The organism is Paenisporosarcina sp. P4_D4 (genome assembly GCF_056401835.1).
Window position 1 is genome coordinate 28,692 of the sequence record NZ_JBFUIO010000007.1, and the last position, 15,910, is coordinate 44,601.

A 15,910-nucleotide genomic window follows, 5' to 3' on the forward strand; every position below is an offset into this window, starting at 1 on the left:
ACTTTATTATCAATAATTCCTTACCCCATTATATCATCATTTAATCTTGCCTAGAAATGAACGATTTTTCCCACAATTATATAGACCTGGCTGGGGTTATTCTCAATTCCATTGTCATTCATTGAAGAGAAGCTGTAAATCATTTTCTGTAATGAAAACTTCTCGTGCTTTACTTCCTCTTGATTCCGAAACATATCCATGCTGTTCCATTAAGTCAACAAGTCTTGCCGCACGGTTGTAACCTATATGAAACTTACGTTGAAGCAGCGAAGTTGAAGCAGAGCCTTGTTCCAAAATAAATCGGCACGCTTCTTCAAATAACTCATCCTGATCTTCTGCCACTTCCAGACGACGCACCAATTCCTCTTGCTCAAATAAATATGATGGTTCTCCCTGACTACGTGCGTGTTCAATAATTTCTTCCATCTCTTCATCCGTTACGTAGGTCCCTTGTATACGGATTGGCGCAGACATACCATTGCCAAGGTATAGCATGTCGCCTCGACCGAGTAACCTTTCAGCACCTTGGACATCCAAAATCGTACGCGAATCTATTTGCGAGGACACTGAAAATGCGATACGAGTCGGGATATTTGCTTTAATCAGTCCTGTTATGACATCTACAGACGGACGTTGTGTAGCGACCACTAAATGAATCCCGCAAGCACGTGCTTTTTGAGCAATCCGACAAATTGATTCTTCCACTTCCGTAGGTGCCATCATCATTAAGTCTGCCAATTCATCAATAACAATCAACAAATAAGGCATTTTTTGTGCAAATTGTCTTTTCTCTTCTGCCATTGCATTATAACGTGTGATATCCCTTACCCCTGTATGAGCAAACAGCTGATAACGGCGTTCCATTTCTTCTACTGCCCATTTTAGTGCAGCAGTTGCAGCCTTAACGTCAGTGATGACGGGACTGACGAGATGAGGGATATGATTGAAGGGTGCCAGTTCTACCATTTTCGGATCAATCAGGAGTAAATTTAATTCTTTCGGCGTGGCTTTATATAATAAGCTGATTAATAAAGAATTAATACAAACTGACTTACCTGATCCCGTTGCTCCCGCAATTAAGCCATGTGGCATTTTACGCAAATCAATGGTAATAGGTGTCCCAGTCAAATCTAATCCGAGAGCTGCTTCAAGCGGTGAGTCAGAATCCGTGAAGTTTGAACTCCCGACAACTTCCGATAGACGGACAGGACGGGACGTTTGGTTTGGAATTTCAATTCCAATCGAACTTTTCCCAGGAATCGGTGCCTGTATCCGAATGTCTTTCGCAGCAAGTGCCAATTTCAAATCATCCGCCAGATTACGAATTTTGCTCACTTTCGTCCCTTGACCGACTGTTATTTCAAATTGTGTGACAGCAGGACCTTGAACCATGTTTACAATTTCCGCTTTAACTTGGAAATAAGACAAGGATTCGATTAATCGAGCAGCTTGCATGCTCATCCACTCGTTATCTTGCGTCTTTTGCTCAGGTGGTACTAAATATCTCTCTCTCGGGAAAATATATCCTGGCTGGCTATCTTCCACAATTGCATGATCAGGTTGTTGGTCCTGACCAGTCGACCTTTCAACAGGAGCATCCACTGGCTGTTGTTCGATTGGTTTATTAGGAATCTCTTGTTTTGGCATTATAGTAGGTATCATATTAGTTCGTGTTGTGGCTTGCTGATATTTTGCCTTATCAGAATTAAGCATCATCACATTAAAAGGCAAAGATTTCTTTTTCTTTTCTGTTAATGGGATGTCGGTTACTTGCCCATCAATAGCCGATGGCATCTCTACATCCAACTGTTCTTCAACCTTTACATGGGACTCATTTACAACTTCTTTTTCTATTGTGGCTGATTGTTCGAGCATTTCAGATTCTACTTGCTTGGAAATGTTTGTTTCAGTCGGTTTAACTTCAACAAATACACTCGCCTCTTGTTCAACGACTTTAATCTGATTCTTTTTAGCCAACAACTCATCAAAAGGAGATATTTTCGAACGGAAAGGTGTTTCCCGAACTATCTCTTTTTCTGTGATAGGTTGATGCTTTTTCATTTCCTGTTCGCTTTGTTGGATGATGGTTCCAGATGGCTTAATCGACGGTGATTCACTTTCTTCGATAATGGTAGCCGCTGTTTCTTTATTCACTTCACCCAAGTTCTTTTTGGCTAATAGATCATCAATCGGAGATATTTTTGGACGATTGAAACCATGAATAGGGGATGGAACTTCTGAAGGGACAAACAGCTTCGACTGAACAGGCACTTTTGTTATTCTTGGCTTTACTTCTTGGAAACTATCTCTTGTTGTCGAAAAGCTATCTCTTGGACTCGGAATACTTGAGTGCTCTACTCTTGGTTTTGTCGCTTGATGGACAACTGTGTTTTGTCGCTTCTGCTGCCATTGTTTATGCATATATAAAGGTTGATATTCTTCTTCCTTTTCGCCATCATCTAAATCAGCATCTTCTGAACGATCTTTCTCATTATCGCTGATTAAAGGGAATCGGAAAGGTGTTTTGGTCTCTCTGTATGTAGTCTGCTCAAGTTCTTCTATTAATATTACTTCTTCTTTTTCTATTGATTCTTCTGAAAATACTTTTTTTAATGTTTTGGTCAACCAATTCAATACAAACCCTCTTTTCGTGTCAATGCTTCCATTTTAGCAGGTTTGCAAGTCAAATCAAACGGCTTTAAAAAAACTCTGCGCATCAAAATCCTTGAGTACACAGAGTTTTACCTAGTTTATGCTTGGAAAGCTGATCCTATTTCAGCAGTGTCTTCTAATACTAAAATCCCTTTTTCTGTAGGTGCATCTGGTAAAGCCAATTCTTTCGCCGAACAAATCATGCCACTCGATGCAACGCCACGTAATTCTGCATCTTTGATCACTAAACCACTTGGCATCACAGCACCAACCTTTGCTACTACTACTTTTTGGCCCGCTTCCACATTTGGGGCTCCACATACAATTTGAAGCGTTTCTTCGCCCACTTCAACTTGGCAAACATTTAATTTATCAGCATTTGGATGTTTTTCTTTAGAAGAAACATAGCCAACTACAAATTTAGGCGAAAAGTCGACCTCTAATTTCAAGTCCAAATCATGATTAATCAGCAGTTGTTGTAAAGATTCCACGATTTCTTTTGTTACTTCAACGGAGCCTTGCTCAGTCAATTGAAGATATTTACTCGAGTTAAATACATTAAATGCCCCAACTTTGCCTGTCTTTGCATCTTTGATTAACGTAATGTCACCTTTTGTTTCAGTTGTCACTTCTTCAAAAGTATTTGGTACCAGTTGTACTAAAAGCACATCTCCGACACCTTTTGTATTGTAAAAAATATTCATTTGTCATTGTTCTCCTTTTGTACGCGATTTTTGGCCATAATAAAGATCGGTTCCAATTCCCCGTCTTCGTAAATGAAAGATAAAGATGTGATTGGCACTTTACCTACTGTAAAGAAATGCATGGTTAACTGGGCAAGTACATCATAACCTGCTTCGTTTCGAATATCTCCGATGATTAACACATCTTGATGAGGCACTGACAATGTCATATCTCCTGTAATTTTCGTTTGCATGTCTTTCAAAAATTGTTCATTTAAAATACGACTGGCGTCATATCCATCGTTCGCATTGACAAAGTAAAATATATTACCTGCCACATGGTCTTCTTTCATGTCGGTTGACAGTTTTCTGACTTGGAAACGCGCAGCTTCTTTCATCTCTGAATCTGTGATATTTAACTGACTCATCATTTGTTCATCGAGCAATCGATACGTGTTTCCCAAATCCAGTGCATAATAGATTCGTGTTTCCGCTGTATGATCAGTAACAACGAATGCATGTCCTTCATTCGATTTCAACGGGAATGAGGTTGAACGGATAACAGGATAAATATGTGATGTTGATTTGGTCAAGCCTTTGGTTTCCTGTTCCATCGCGTCGAAAGTCTGACTAATGGTATAGACAACCTCTTGAATTGCCAGATCTTTTTTCATTTCATATTTAGCCAAAATTTCTGGCAGTGAAATTTCCATACCTTTATTCAACCCAGTATGATTCAGACGTAGCCGATCAGTTTTTTTATCATGTTGCCACGTGAATGAAGGATTCGGTAGTTCTTGCTTTAATCGTTCAACTAATTGTTCTGGTTTCAAAGTTTCACATCCTTTACAAAAGGAAGCGGTTCCTACCGTTTGGGCGGAACCGCTCTCATAATATTGGAACATTCTAAAGAAGTTCTGTTAGGAATTGTTCTATTTCTTCCTTAGTTTTACGGTCTTTGGTGACAAAACGCCCTACTTCCAGTCCGTTTCTAAAGACTAAGAAACTTGGAATTCCATATATCTCTTGTTCTGCACACAAATCAATAAATTGATCACGGTTAACAGATACAAATGTGAAGATTTCAAACTTCTCTTCAACCTCTGGCATGAAAGGGTCAATAAAATGACAATCCGGACACCAGCCAGCCGTAAATAGAAACACTACATCTTCCGTTAATTTCAGAGCTTGGAATTCTTCAACAGATTGTAAATCTCTCATTTGAATTCCTCCTTTATGAATCAATTTTTACAGAACGAACAATTTCCATCATTTGCTCCATGTTCTCCGAAATGTTAGCTTTATCCGAAATGGTCGTTAGTTTCACGCCACCGATACTTGCCATAATTTCGTATTGTTCCTCACCTGATGGTAAAACAGCGATGAAACCAAAGCGACCATTTTGCTCAAAAGTCTCTTGAGCTTTAATGTCATCTTTTTTCTCAGCTTGTAATAAATCATAAAATAAATGACTATCTTGTTGTTCATTCGGGTTTACAAACAACACATACGATTCGTCGTTATCCTTCATGACGATGTTCGTTTCGTCCGAATCTTCCTCTATAGAAAAGCCTTTTGGAACAAATAATTCAACATTTTCAATTTGTTCATTCGGCTCAGCTGATTCATTTTGAAAAGCTTCTTTTGCAGCATTTATTCCTTCTCCCATTTGTTCTTCAGGAGTTGCAGAACAAGCAACTAAAGTTACTAATAAGAAAGGTGCGATCGCAATTCGCATCCATTTTCGTCTCATGTTTTTCCCTCCTATCTAAGAAAGCACTATGTTCTATTTTAATATGGTTCCCATATCGTTGCAACTTAAGTCGTTTTTTGCGTAGGATTGGCATACAAGTATTGACCTATCAATAGTTTGACAATGTGTTCAAACATCACACTGCGATTGACAAGTCCGTTTGTGAACACACCTACGGCTCCTTCTTTATGTCGTATTCCCACTTGTTTTGTGTAGGTTTCCATTACAGGTCCAAGCTCTTCCCCATTTCGGATGGGTTCCGCCACTTCTGCAGGCAAAGGAATCTGGGCGCCTCCAGCGATAAATTGCTGACCTGTTTTCGTATGCAGTACACCCCAGTTGCAAACAAACAGTTGGCCATTTATTTCTTTTACTCCTCCCTCGAGTCCGAAAGAAATTTCTGCTTGGGATTCCTTGAAAGCTAACCATGCTCGGTTTTTTGCACCGAGTAAAGTTTCTTCGTCTCCAATTGGTTGATCCGAAACATTCGAGGGTACAGAAACTGAAAAGAAATCCACATTTTCCAGTAATGAAGAACATATATTTTCTACTGCGTTCACTTTTGCCTGATTTTTTGTTCCAATAGCAATTTTCATATGAGTCTCCTTGAATTTCGCACAAAAAAAGCGCCTTTTCAGGCACTTCCAGACTGTAGACAAAGAAAAAATGAGTGAATATAACTGTATACTATTGAAAAAGAGCCTATGCAAGAAAATGTTGATTTCCATTGCGGCGGACGCGTTTCGCGGGCACGGCTTCAGTCTCCTCGTCACTACGTTCCTGCGGGGTCTTCAGCTCGTGCTGTTCCCGCTGAAGTCGCCGCCTCCACTCCAATCAAAAGAAATTGCTTCTGTAAGCTGTCTCTGCAAAATATGTAAGTTGGAAGGTGGTTGGCTATTTCTGAAGACTCCTGCGGAAAAACGAAATAAGTTAGACCCCACAGGTTCAGCTGTCATAGACAGCTGAGCCGAGGAGGCTAGCGTTTCGTCCGCGGAAAGCGAAAGAAATAGCTGACCACAATCAATTTCGATAGAGTGCAAAAAATAAGAACTCAATTTTTATACTTTTATATTAATTATTATTCTTTTGTCAACAAGCTGAAAGCGCCTTTTCAGGCACTTCTTTATTATTTTGGTTTACTATACATTTTGACGAATGGTATCGAGTGTTGTTTTGTCAGCAGAACGGACTAATTTCACAATTAATTCTTTTGCCGCTGCATAATCGTCCGTGTGAATAATTGAACCCGATGTATGAATGTATCGTGAACAAATCCCCACAACTGCACTCGGTACGCCTTCATTTGACATGTGTACGCGTCCAGCATCAGTTCCACCTTGAGAAATGAAATATTGATATGGAATATTGTGTGTTTCAGCAGTATCCAATACAAATTCACGCATTCCACGATGTGTAATCATGGAGCGGTCAAAAATACGGAGCAACGTTCCTTTACCAAGTTGACCGAATTCTGATTTAGAACCAGACATATCATTTGCAGGACTCGCATCCAAAGCGAAGAACAAATCAGGTTTGATTAAGCTTGCAGCTGTTTGTGCTCCTCTTAAACCCACTTCTTCCATTACATTGGCACCTGAATAAAGTGTGTTTGGTAATTTTTCATCTTTCAATTCTTTTAACAATTCAATCGCAAGGCCACAACCATATCGGTTATCCCATGCTTTCGCTAATATTTTTTTATTATTTGCCATTGGCGTAAATGCACAGACCGGGACAATTTGCTGACCAGGTCGGATACCAATTTTTTTGGCATCTTCCAAATCATCCGCACCAATATCAATGAGCATATTTTTAATATCCATTGGCTTGTTGCGTACAGCATCACTTAATAAATGTGGGGGAATCGAACCGATGACTCCTACAACTGGTCCATTATCTGTAATAATTTCGACACGCTGCGCAAGTAAAACCTGGCTCCACCATCCACCTAATGGCTGGAATCGTAACATTCCGTTTTTTGTGATTTGCGTCACCATAAATCCGACTTCATCCATATGTCCCGCAACCATGATACGAGGACCTTGGTCATCCCCTTTTTTCAATCCAAAGATGCCACCTAAATGGTCTTGGACAATTTCATCAGAGTATTTTTCAAGTTCGCTTCTCATAAACTTTCTCATGGCATGTTCATTGCCTGGAGCTGCTGGAAGTTCAGTTAATGTTTTAAATAATTGAAGTGTTTCTGAGTTCAATGTCATATCCCCCTAAGTACTTACAGTCTTTCATATTGTAGTCGATTTATCAGAACATTTCCATCTTTTTTCTTTCGACAATCGAATTATTCGCATGAGTGATTTACACACTGTTTGGCGGACTCAATTATGATACACTGAAAAAAATGGTTTTATTAGGAGGTTATTTAATGAGAACGAGAGATTTACTTCTTGGATTTTCCACGGGTATCGCGGCAGGATTTTTAATTCGCGAAGCTGCCCATCGAATTGACCCAACGAAACCGGCCGAACTTGTTTTGCATGGCATCAAACAATCATTTAAAGCTGAAGGACCCATTGATGGTTCATGGATTTATATGAAGACAGAACCTTTCAAACGTCAAGCGATCTCGACTGATGTTTACAGAGGTGGCATTTCACGCGTGCATGAAGGGGAAATCGAGCAATTCGAATTTTTCGCAGATGCACGTACAGGTACTGTCGTTGAATTAATCAAAATATAAGACAAAAGCGATCCCATTTTGCGGGATCGCTTTTTTTATAATAAAAATTGCAAGGAGTTTAATATGGAGAGTCTTTTTATCAATCTTCTTTCTCTACTTCTTCATACAAATCGTGGTCGCCAATATAAATAGGGCCGTTTGCATAATCGATTCTGATTGGCCATTCATACGGAATGGATAAGCGGCTGCAAACACCTCTCCAAAATTTACTCGAATCGGTTTCAAATTCATGAAAATCTTTTAATAGTTCTTTATAAGACGAACCGTCAAATTGTATATTCATATCCTGTAGCCTCATGAGAGCCAGATGTCTAACTTCAAGCCCTGCTGCCTTTTCCATTTCTTCGTCAGTTGCTTCTCCGAGAATGGTTCCTGGCGGTGGTAAGATAGCGTAGATATTATCCACTTCTTCTTCCATTTCTTGTGTTTGAATTATTTTATTGCGGATTCGATTAAGCATAATATCAACTCCTATTAGTTTTACTGCTATTATACAAATACTCTTTTAAACTACACAATCATACAATATAGCTAGATGAAGAAGGGAAAAGTACCATTCCTCTTGTTCAAGTTATTATGTCCACCACTTTAAATCAATAAAACTTCTATGTAAATTAAGCATATACCATCAAAATGAATAGATACTTGGTTAACCACCATGGCATGATACTTAAAAAAAATGCTATCAATAATCCAATAATTGTTGCTATCAATGAATCGGAAGTTGCAGTGGAAGATGTATTCTCTCCAAATCTCTAATGTTTTTCTTTATTGTGAAATAAACTGCCTATAACAGTAGTTATTCCTATTAAAGTTATTATTATTTTAAAATCATGAAAATCTCCTCGATTAAAATCACATTCTACTGCAAATTATTTTCTAAAACATATCCATTTTTCCAAGTACCAATTAATAAGTATTGATTATCATCACTAAATTCCGCAAAACAAGCATACTGTATAGTTTCAGTCATTAAGACTTCTAAGTCTTCGTAACGTAAAATTAGAATCATTTCATCATAAGTAACTACAATATATTTACCAGTAGAAGACTGATGAAAATAAGTGACATACATACCGGGTCTTCTTCCCTTTATTTCAGTGTATAAAGTCTTTTCCCTCAATACTTTTTTAAAGGTTGAATCCACAACAATAAGTTTATAATTCTCTTGCATTACTATATATACATCATGGATTGGATCATAGATAACGTACTTCCAATATAATCTATTGGGATGACTTAATAGAGAAATCTCATGAGTTGACTCTTTAATTTTTAATAATTTATATTCACGTATGTCCTCAGCTTTATTATCATATTCGAGGGTAAATAGATGATAATCTTCAGATGGAATATACTGATGGTATGTAAATCTAGTAATAGAGTCTTCGTAGGTAGTAATTACTTTGGAATCAGCATTATCCAAGTTAATTGAAGCAAGTTGGTTCCCGTTTTTAGTCTTAACCATATCTATAATTTTGAAGGGGTCTTTAGTTATTGCAAATCTCCCCTCTGTCATTTTCAATGATTTATTTGATTGGATGTTTTTGACTAACTGAAACGTAGTCGTATCATAAACACAAAGAGTACCGAGAGCGTTTTTGATGTATAAATAATCATTATTTCTTGAAAACACTAAATCACCAGGATGTTTTGGTTTGGTTAGTTCAGCAACCTTTTCCCATGATTTAGTATCAAATACTATCGTCTTACCTCCCATCGTATGACATAATAATCCTTGATCATTGGACATTTTTATTTCGAATGATGTTTTAAGTTTTTTGATGATATTCATTTGAAACATGGTCATTCCCCTTTAACACTGCAAGTCTTAAACTGTTTTAGACAATTATTCCACACTATCCTTGAACTACTCAATAAGTCAAAATCCCCTCCGATATCATTCTAGCGAAAGAATTCCTTGCATTGACAAGGGGGAGATGTGACGATCCCACATCTCCCCCCTTGTTCATTTAATAGGCAATGGTACAGCCTCTGAAGTTATCCGAAAACCCAAGAATAAAAGCATTTATAAAAGTTCAGAAATTAAAAGGTATTAATTATTTGTCCGTTCTAATTTCTCGATGATTTCTTTTCCTGTTTTATCCCACTTGATCAATCTGTAGTAAGCATCATGATAGAAGATAAATGAATGACCGTTTGCTAACGCTTCTTTCATTATTTTTTCTTTGGCAAAAACGGAAGTCATTGGGTAGTCGTCAAAAGCCAGTACCCACAGTGGATTTTGATGAGCATGTGTTGGCATGATATCCGCCATGTGGATGATCGTTTCGCCATTTTGTTCGAGCTTGATGATGCTATGCCCTTCACTGTGTCCCCCTGTATGAACCATTCGGACTCCTGGAAGTACTTCAAGCTCTCCTTCGAATGTTTCAACCTGGCCTTGGATTGCTTCCCAATTTTCTTTCCAATATGTATTCCTTGAACGGATGTTTGGGTTACGCACTTCGTTCCATTCAATAGCAGATAAGTGAATTTTCGCATTCGGGAAAGTAGAAACAAGTTGATCATTTTCTCTTCTTGTCAGACCAGAAGCATGATCGGCATGCATATGTGTCATGAGAACGTAATGAATATCATCAGTTAAGAGCCCTAACATAGCCAATGAATCCTCGAGTTGTGACTGTGCTTTTACCCCATTATTGCGTAATTGTCGCTCGTCCATTTTATTGAACCCAACACCGGTATCAATCAATAAGTTTTTCCCATCTACTTGAATCAGAATTGGGTCTGTACTCATGGCAATTTGGTTTGATTCGTTGGCAGGGTATTTTTTTGACCATACCATTTTTGGTACCACCCCAAACATGGAACCCCCATCTAAGTTTGTCAAGCCTCCGTTTAACCATGATAAAGTCATTTTGTGAAATATATATTGATCCATATGGAACCCTCCTTTGTACTGTTTTCAGTGTATCAAAAAACGCCACGACAATCTCTTGATTGCGTGGCGAGTATGTTATAACTTTAATCAGCCTTCTTCGTGATAAATTGAGTTTCTAGGCGATAGATGGGTTGTCCTTTTGCAGAAAACTTTTCTTCGTATTCCGTCATGATATTGTCTTCTGGCATGTTTGCATGTAAATCCAGTGAAACATATTTCAACAACATGCCATATGCTGACATGCTCATTAACGAGAATTCAAAAAGTCCACGATTATCGGTTTTAAAATGAACTTCACCATTATCAATCAGAATTGACTCGTATAACTTCAAGAAGTCTTCGTGAGATAATCTTCTTTTCTCGTGTCTAACTTTTGGCCAAGGATCCGAGAAGTTTAAATAAACGCGACTAACATCATTTTTTTCAAAGAATTCCGCCAAGTGTGCCCCATTCACTTTTAACAGTTTCAAGTTTGGCAATGTTCCCGCTTCCAGCGCATTTTCTAAAGCAGATACAATCACACTGTCATATAATTCGATGCCCATATAATTAATATGTGGATTGGCTTTCGCCATACCTGTCACAAATTGACCTTTTCCAGTGCCTACTTCAATATGCAATGGATTGTCATTTTGAAAGACTTCTTTCCATTTGCCTTTATGGTCTTCCGGAGTTGGTATCACGATATGTGGGTGTGCAGCGATAAAATCTTCTGCCCACGGTTTATTGCGTAATCTCATAATCTATTCCTACTTTCATACGTGCTTTTCGACTATACATTATCATCCAAGTTCCCGCTATCGTCAAGTTCATGTCAATTTCGTTATTTTCCACTGCTTAGGAAGAACTGTAAATTTGTCCGCTACTTGTGGCACCGTCTTGCTCGCAAACTCCCCATCTGTGTGTCGATACATATAATCATTAGTTGTTAAAGCAAACGATTTAGCTGACATTTGATGTACTTCTTTAAACGATGTATGCTTCCCAAAATATACAGAGACAAAAACGAGCAACAGTTTAATACGTGACAAATGATGAACAATCGTTAATTCAATTTGACCATCAGCTGGATTGGATTGGGGAGAGATTTTCATGCCTCCGCCATAGTAGGGCTGGTTACTTACAGTCACAAACCATACTTTTTTGAATGATCGACTGTAACTAGGAGTTTCTACGGTTAAATCGAAGTGTTGAAATGTCACCAATGTCTTAATGAGAAAGAATGTATAAGCAAGTTTGCCAAGACTGAATTTATTCAATATTTTTTTCACTGGTGATTTGTTTACTTGGTATGCAATGTAAGCGTCAAAACCAATGCCTGCATTGTTAACAAAATAGTAACTTCTATTCTGATGATGCATTACACCGATGTCCATTTCAGTTGCCAAACCTTGTGACTGCACATATTGATTGACTTCGTGCGCGTTTTGAAAGGACAGAAATCCGCGTCCAAAATCATTGCCTGATCCGGCGCCGATGACTCCTGCGATACAATTCGAACAATCGAGAATCCCTTCAATTACTTCATGGGCAGTACCGTCTCCTCCAAATGCAATAATCAGTTGGGGCTCACCCGTTTCAGCACATTTTCTCGCTAATGTAGTGGCGTGTTTTGGACTGGTTGTCATTTGGAGATCGTATGTGAAATTTAATTTATTCTTAAATTGCTCCCAGCGTTTCAACGACTTTCCGTTTGCTGCTGTGGGATTGACAATAATGGTTGTTTTCATCAAATTAGTCCTTTAAGTAAATGGTATGTATTGCTTGATAAGAAGGCGTGACTCCAGGATTGATGGAGTATACAGAAAATTGATTCACTTTGAACGTACTTGTTGCTATATGCATTTCTTTTGAAAATCCCTCTTGCCGTCCACTCCATTTTTTCGCTAAAGTGATATGCGGAACAAACTTCTTGCTATCCACAGGCAATGAAAGATCCAGGCATTTTTCAAGAATTGTACTTTGCAACTCGCTCAATTTCGGATGTTCTTCGATCGCTGCATAGATTACACGTGGCGTAGTGGGATTTCCAAATGTGGACACTCCACTAATTGTAAGTTTCATGGATGCAAAGGATTCATTGTCATCCAGCTCTAGCATCAATGTCTCCAATTTTTCGCTTTCCACGGCACCTAAATAAACCAACGTGATATGCAAATCCTCTGCAGCAGACAATCTTTTGTGTGTGTTTTCCAACTGCCAATCATTCCGTGTATCGACCAGTTGTTGAGACAGTTCACTTGGTAGTTTTACCCCGATAAAATAATGTTGCATCTCATATACACCACCCTTTTTATACAACTCAGTTTACAGTAATAAGGTTAAAAAAAATACCCCTCCACTTAGTGGAGAGGCATTTAACTTATGCATGCACGGCTTGCTCAATTTTAGCTTCAAATGCGGCTTGTAATTTTTTCGTCCAAACTCCAGGTAAACCTGAACCGACTTTTACTCCATCGATGACGACAATTGGCATGATTTCCGAAGTTGTCGATGACATGAAGAATTCTTCATTTGAATAAACAGTTGATAGAGACATCGGTTCTTCGACTACTGGTAAACCGATTTCTTCACAACAAGCCAGAATGACGCGACGTGTGATGCCATTTAGTATTAAGTTGGTCGCTGGATGTGTATAAAGAACGCCGTTTTTAATCCCATACATATTCGAAGAAGAACCTTCCGTGATTGTATCTCCTCTATGTAAAAGTGCTTCAAAACATCCATTTTCATAAGCTTCTTGTTTTGCCATGATATTCCCTAGTAAATTCAAGCTCTTAATATCACAACGCAACCAGCGTACATCTTCAACCGATTTGGCAGCTACCCCGTTCGCCATTTGGGAAACGGGACGCTCCACTAACTTCGTGTATGCCGTTAGAACCGGTTCAACAGCTTCGGTAGGAAAATTATGTTGTCTTGGACTTCCGCCGCGCGTAATTTGAACATATACCTGCCCAGTTGTCACTTCGTTGGCCTCGATTAAATCGTACATCATTTTATGGAATACATCTTTTGTATATGGAATGACTAATTTAATTTTATCGGCACTTTCGTAAAAGCGATCAATATGTTCTTTCGCCGTAAACATATTGCCATTATATACTCGGATGACTTCGTAAATGCCATCGCCAAACTGGTAACCACGGTCTTCTTTAGATAAATGTATTTCTTCGTCTTTTACTAATCGATCATTCCACAATACCCAATTCATATAAATCCTTCTTTCTACGATTGATTTGAAGCCAGTTCACAAATTGCATCTGCATAAATGGCAACTGCTTTGATTAGATTTGGAATATCAACAAATTCATCCACTTGGTGGGCTACATCTTTCTCACCTGGGAATAACATTCCGAACGCTACACCTTTTTTAAGGACACGCGCATAAGTACCGCCGCCAATGGATAGCAATGTTGCCTTTTCACCCGTCTGTCGTTCATATACACGAGATAAACTTTGAATAAGCTCATCCGATTCTTCTATATAATGTGGTTTTGAATTTGATGTAACATCGACGGCGATTCCTTTGTCACTCATTATCGTCTGGCACTGTGTCAATTGTTTCTCAAAATCATAGGTCACGGAGTATCGTAAGCTGACATCCACCGTTCCGCCTTTAGCAGGATCAAAAGAAATGATGCCTGCATTCAAGGTTGTATCTCCTGACATTTCATCATTGTAGTTCAAACCGAATGCATTTCCTCTAGAATCTTTAAAGAATGCTGTGGAAACAAATTCAACAAAAGTCTTCGATCCAGCAGTTGTCACAACATCTTTCAGGAATTCAGCCAGATACACACCCGCATTTATGCCATCATTTGGTTCCATGGCATGCGCTGATTTCCCTTCCAATGTCATTTGAATGGTACCATCTTTTCTTTCAATAGAACCTTGCAGTTGATGTTGCTGCGTGAACTGTTCAAATTCCTGTTCAATTGTATCTAGTTCACCATATACAACAGCTGTTGCCAAATCAGGAACCATGTTTGTACGTGTCCCTGCTTGGAATGATTGCAACTGCTCTTCCTGCTCTACCTTGGCCGTAGTGAATTTTAAAGTAGAAATGCCTTTTTCTGCGTTGATAATTGGGAAATCGGCATCAGGAGCAAACCCAATATGCGGCATTTCTTCTTTTTCAAAATAACGTTTTACGCATCGGAATCCACTTTCCTCGTCTGTTCCGATAATTAATCGCACCCGTTTATTTAACGGTATTCCAGCTTCTTTCACCATTTTCATAGCCATCCAAGCAGCCATTGTTGGGCCTTTATCGTCAATGGCACCTCTTCCATACAAACGGTCATTTTCGATATGACCTTCAAACGGAGGATAAGTCCAACCTTTGCCTGCTGGCACCACATCAACATGTCCTAAAATACCAAGAAGTTCTTCTCCTTCTCCCATTTCAATGTGCCCAGCCATTTGATCGACATTTTTCACTTGCATTCCCGCTTGCTGACCTTTTTGAAGCATCCACTCTAGCGCCTTTAGCGGCTCGGGTCCAAACGGGTGATCTGTTGACGATTGTGTTTCATCCAGAACACTGGGAATTTGTATCAGTTGTTGTAATTCTGCTAATAGTTCATCCTGTCTTTTGTGTGCTTCTTCCATCCAATTAATCACGTTTGAATTCCTCCTGCCACTTTCTTAAAGCTATTCTACACTTTTCTTCGAAAAATCATAGGGGGCAATTCCACTTTCTTTTTATACGAACATTATAGTACTTTTATGCAAAAATCGTTCGTTTTTATATGTCAATATTGTAAAGACACTGTAAATTTTAGATATAATACTAGAATTATTGAGCTTTTTACTATATAATCGAATTGTCAGATAACAGTAGTCTGACGAACTAATAGAAAAGGGGCTGTTTACGGCACTCTATTCAATATAGTGGAGTCTACTTTAAGACTCATAATATCGTCCGCTAGTCTTTTGCCAAGAGAACATAAGATGAAGGAGTGGTTCTACATTGAAACCAACTACTGATCGGATGCTCAATCGTATTAAAGATGTGTACATGTTTATCCGAGATCATGGGATTGTTACGACACAAGACTTAGTCGATGAATTCGGCATCACTCCTCGCACCGTTCAAAGAGATTTGAATGTGTTAGCCTTTAATGACTTGGTCAGCAGTCCAAGTCGAGGCAGATGGACAACGACGAACAAACGCGTAAAAATGACATCTTAGACTACTTAATCAAGGTAAAAAA

General features: G+C 38.7%; 17 protein-coding genes. 2 read left to right on the forward strand and 15 right to left on the reverse strand.

The features are described from left to right. Positions 1 to 114: 114 nt before the first annotated feature. From AC1DSL_RS03625 to AC1DSL_RS03655, 7 genes are all read right to left on the reverse strand, one after another. Positions 115 to 2,634, reverse strand: coding sequence for a DNA translocase FtsK (locus AC1DSL_RS03625; protein WP_477531195.1), 2,520 nt, complete (start codon positions 2,632 to 2,634; stop codon positions 115 to 117). Between the two features lie 116 nt (positions 2,635 to 2,750). Beyond that, positions 2,751 to 3,356 (reverse strand): YtpR family tRNA-binding protein, encoded by a 606-nt coding sequence (gene ytpR, locus AC1DSL_RS03630; RefSeq protein WP_477531196.1) that lies wholly within the window; start codon positions 3,354 to 3,356, stop codon positions 2,751 to 2,753. Next, positions 3,353 to 4,168 carry a DUF1444 domain-containing protein gene (locus AC1DSL_RS03635; RefSeq protein ID WP_477531197.1) on the reverse strand — a complete coding sequence of 272 codons (816 nt, stop codon included), beginning with the start codon at positions 4,166 to 4,168 and terminating at the stop codon, positions 3,353 to 3,355. Before AC1DSL_RS03635 ends, ytpR begins: the two co-directional genes overlap by 4 nt. A gap of 73 nt (positions 4,169 to 4,241) precedes the next feature. Continuing rightward, on the reverse strand, positions 4,242 to 4,556 hold the full coding sequence (locus tag AC1DSL_RS03640) for a thioredoxin family protein (protein ID WP_477531198.1): 315 nt from the start codon (positions 4,554 to 4,556) through the stop codon (positions 4,242 to 4,244). Positions 4,557 to 4,569: 13 nt separating this feature from the next. Further along, the gene (locus AC1DSL_RS03645) at positions 4,570 to 5,088 is read right to left on the reverse strand and encodes a hypothetical protein (protein ID WP_342543230.1); all 519 of its coding nucleotides are present in this window, start codon (positions 5,086 to 5,088) and stop codon (positions 4,570 to 4,572) included. Between the two features lie 65 nt (positions 5,089 to 5,153). Then, positions 5,154 to 5,684, reverse strand: coding sequence for a DUF84 family protein (locus AC1DSL_RS03650; protein ID WP_477531199.1), 531 nt, complete (start codon positions 5,682 to 5,684; stop codon positions 5,154 to 5,156). 543 nt (positions 5,685 to 6,227) lie between these two features. Beyond that, positions 6,228 to 7,301 carry a M42 family metallopeptidase gene (locus AC1DSL_RS03655; protein WP_342543228.1) on the reverse strand — a complete coding sequence of 358 codons (1,074 nt, stop codon included), beginning with the start codon at positions 7,299 to 7,301 and terminating at the stop codon, positions 6,228 to 6,230. Between the two features lie 170 nt (positions 7,302 to 7,471). Between AC1DSL_RS03655 and AC1DSL_RS03660 the strand changes: the two genes are divergently transcribed. Further along, the gene (locus tag AC1DSL_RS03660; protein ID WP_016426582.1) at positions 7,472 to 7,786 is read left to right on the forward strand and encodes a hypothetical protein; all 315 of its coding nucleotides are present in this window, start codon (positions 7,472 to 7,474) and stop codon (positions 7,784 to 7,786) included. Positions 7,787 to 7,865: 79 nt separating this feature from the next. Here AC1DSL_RS03660 and AC1DSL_RS03665 read toward each other — a convergent pair whose 3' ends face one another. The 8 genes from AC1DSL_RS03665 to pepV form a co-directional block, all read right to left on the reverse strand. Further along, entirely contained in the window at positions 7,866 to 8,246 is a 381-nt protein-coding gene (locus AC1DSL_RS03665) for a hypothetical protein (RefSeq protein WP_477531200.1), read from the reverse strand. Between the two features lie 402 nt (positions 8,247 to 8,648). Continuing rightward, positions 8,649 to 9,590 (reverse strand): YncE family protein, encoded by a 942-nt coding sequence (locus AC1DSL_RS03670; protein WP_477531201.1) that lies wholly within the window; start codon positions 9,588 to 9,590, stop codon positions 8,649 to 8,651. Between the two features lie 252 nt (positions 9,591 to 9,842). Beyond that, positions 9,843 to 10,691 (reverse strand): YtnP family quorum-quenching lactonase, encoded by an 849-nt coding sequence (locus AC1DSL_RS03675; protein WP_477531202.1) that lies wholly within the window; start codon positions 10,689 to 10,691, stop codon positions 9,843 to 9,845. An 83-nt stretch (positions 10,692 to 10,774) separates the two neighbouring features. Beyond that, positions 10,775 to 11,431 (reverse strand): tRNA (guanosine(46)-N7)-methyltransferase TrmB, encoded by a 657-nt coding sequence (trmB, locus tag AC1DSL_RS03680; RefSeq protein WP_477531203.1) that lies wholly within the window; start codon positions 11,429 to 11,431, stop codon positions 10,775 to 10,777. Positions 11,432 to 11,500: 69 nt separating this feature from the next. Continuing rightward, positions 11,501 to 12,421, reverse strand: a complete 921-nt coding sequence (locus AC1DSL_RS03685; RefSeq protein ID WP_477531204.1) for a diacylglycerol/lipid kinase family protein — start codon at positions 12,419 to 12,421, stop codon at positions 11,501 to 11,503. A 4-nt stretch (positions 12,422 to 12,425) separates the two neighbouring features. Further along, complete coding sequence (gene thpR / locus AC1DSL_RS03690) at positions 12,426 to 12,965, reverse strand: RNA 2',3'-cyclic phosphodiesterase (RefSeq protein ID WP_477531205.1); 540 nt, start codon at positions 12,963 to 12,965, stop codon at positions 12,426 to 12,428. Positions 12,966 to 13,053: 88 nt separating this feature from the next. Then, positions 13,054 to 13,905, reverse strand: coding sequence for a D-amino-acid transaminase (dat, locus tag AC1DSL_RS03695; protein WP_477531206.1), 852 nt, complete (start codon positions 13,903 to 13,905; stop codon positions 13,054 to 13,056). A gap of 14 nt (positions 13,906 to 13,919) precedes the next feature. Then, positions 13,920 to 15,314 (reverse strand): dipeptidase PepV, encoded by a 1,395-nt coding sequence (gene pepV, locus AC1DSL_RS03700; protein WP_477531229.1) that lies wholly within the window; start codon positions 15,312 to 15,314, stop codon positions 13,920 to 13,922. 352 nt (positions 15,315 to 15,666) lie between these two features. Here pepV and AC1DSL_RS03705 point away from each other — a divergent pair, with 352 nt between their 5' ends. After that, positions 15,667 to 15,888, forward strand: a complete 222-nt coding sequence (locus AC1DSL_RS03705; RefSeq protein ID WP_016426574.1) for a DeoR family transcriptional regulator — start codon at positions 15,667 to 15,669, stop codon at positions 15,886 to 15,888. Positions 15,889 to 15,910 lie beyond the last annotated feature (22 nt).

Bases quoted from the DNA above. Each gene is read 5' to 3' on its own strand.
- AC1DSL_RS03650 (WP_477531199.1), bottom strand. From the start codon at position 5,684: ATGAAAATTGCTATTGGAACAAAAAATCAGGCAAAAGTGAACGCAGTA.
- AC1DSL_RS03665 (WP_477531200.1), bottom strand. From the start codon at position 8,246: ATGCTTAATCGAATCCGCAATAAAATAATTCAAACACAAGAAATGGAA.
- dat (WP_477531206.1), bottom strand. From the start codon at position 13,905: ATGAATTGGGTATTGTGGAATGATCGATTAGTAAAAGACGAAGAAATA.
- AC1DSL_RS03645 (WP_342543230.1), bottom strand. From the start codon at position 5,088: ATGAGACGAAAATGGATGCGAATTGCGATCGCACCTTTCTTATTAGTA.
- AC1DSL_RS03685 (WP_477531204.1), bottom strand. From the start codon at position 12,421: ATGAAAACAACCATTATTGTCAATCCCACAGCAGCAAACGGAAAGTCG.
- ytpR (WP_477531196.1), bottom strand. From the start codon at position 3,356: ATGAATATTTTTTACAATACAAAAGGTGTCGGAGATGTGCTTTTAGTA.
- AC1DSL_RS03670 (WP_477531201.1), bottom strand. From the start codon at position 9,590: ATGTTTCAAATGAATATCATCAAAAAACTTAAAACATCATTCGAAATA.
- AC1DSL_RS03675 (WP_477531202.1), bottom strand. From the start codon at position 10,691: ATGGATCAATATATATTTCACAAAATGACTTTATCATGGTTAAACGGA.
- AC1DSL_RS03640 (WP_477531198.1), bottom strand. From the start codon at position 4,556: ATGAGAGATTTACAATCTGTTGAAGAATTCCAAGCTCTGAAATTAACG.
- AC1DSL_RS03660 (WP_016426582.1), top strand. From the start codon at position 7,472: ATGAGAACGAGAGATTTACTTCTTGGATTTTCCACGGGTATCGCGGCA.
- thpR (WP_477531205.1), bottom strand. From the start codon at position 12,965: ATGCAACATTATTTTATCGGGGTAAAACTACCAAGTGAACTGTCTCAA.
- trmB (WP_477531203.1), bottom strand. From the start codon at position 11,431: ATGAGATTACGCAATAAACCGTGGGCAGAAGATTTTATCGCTGCACAC.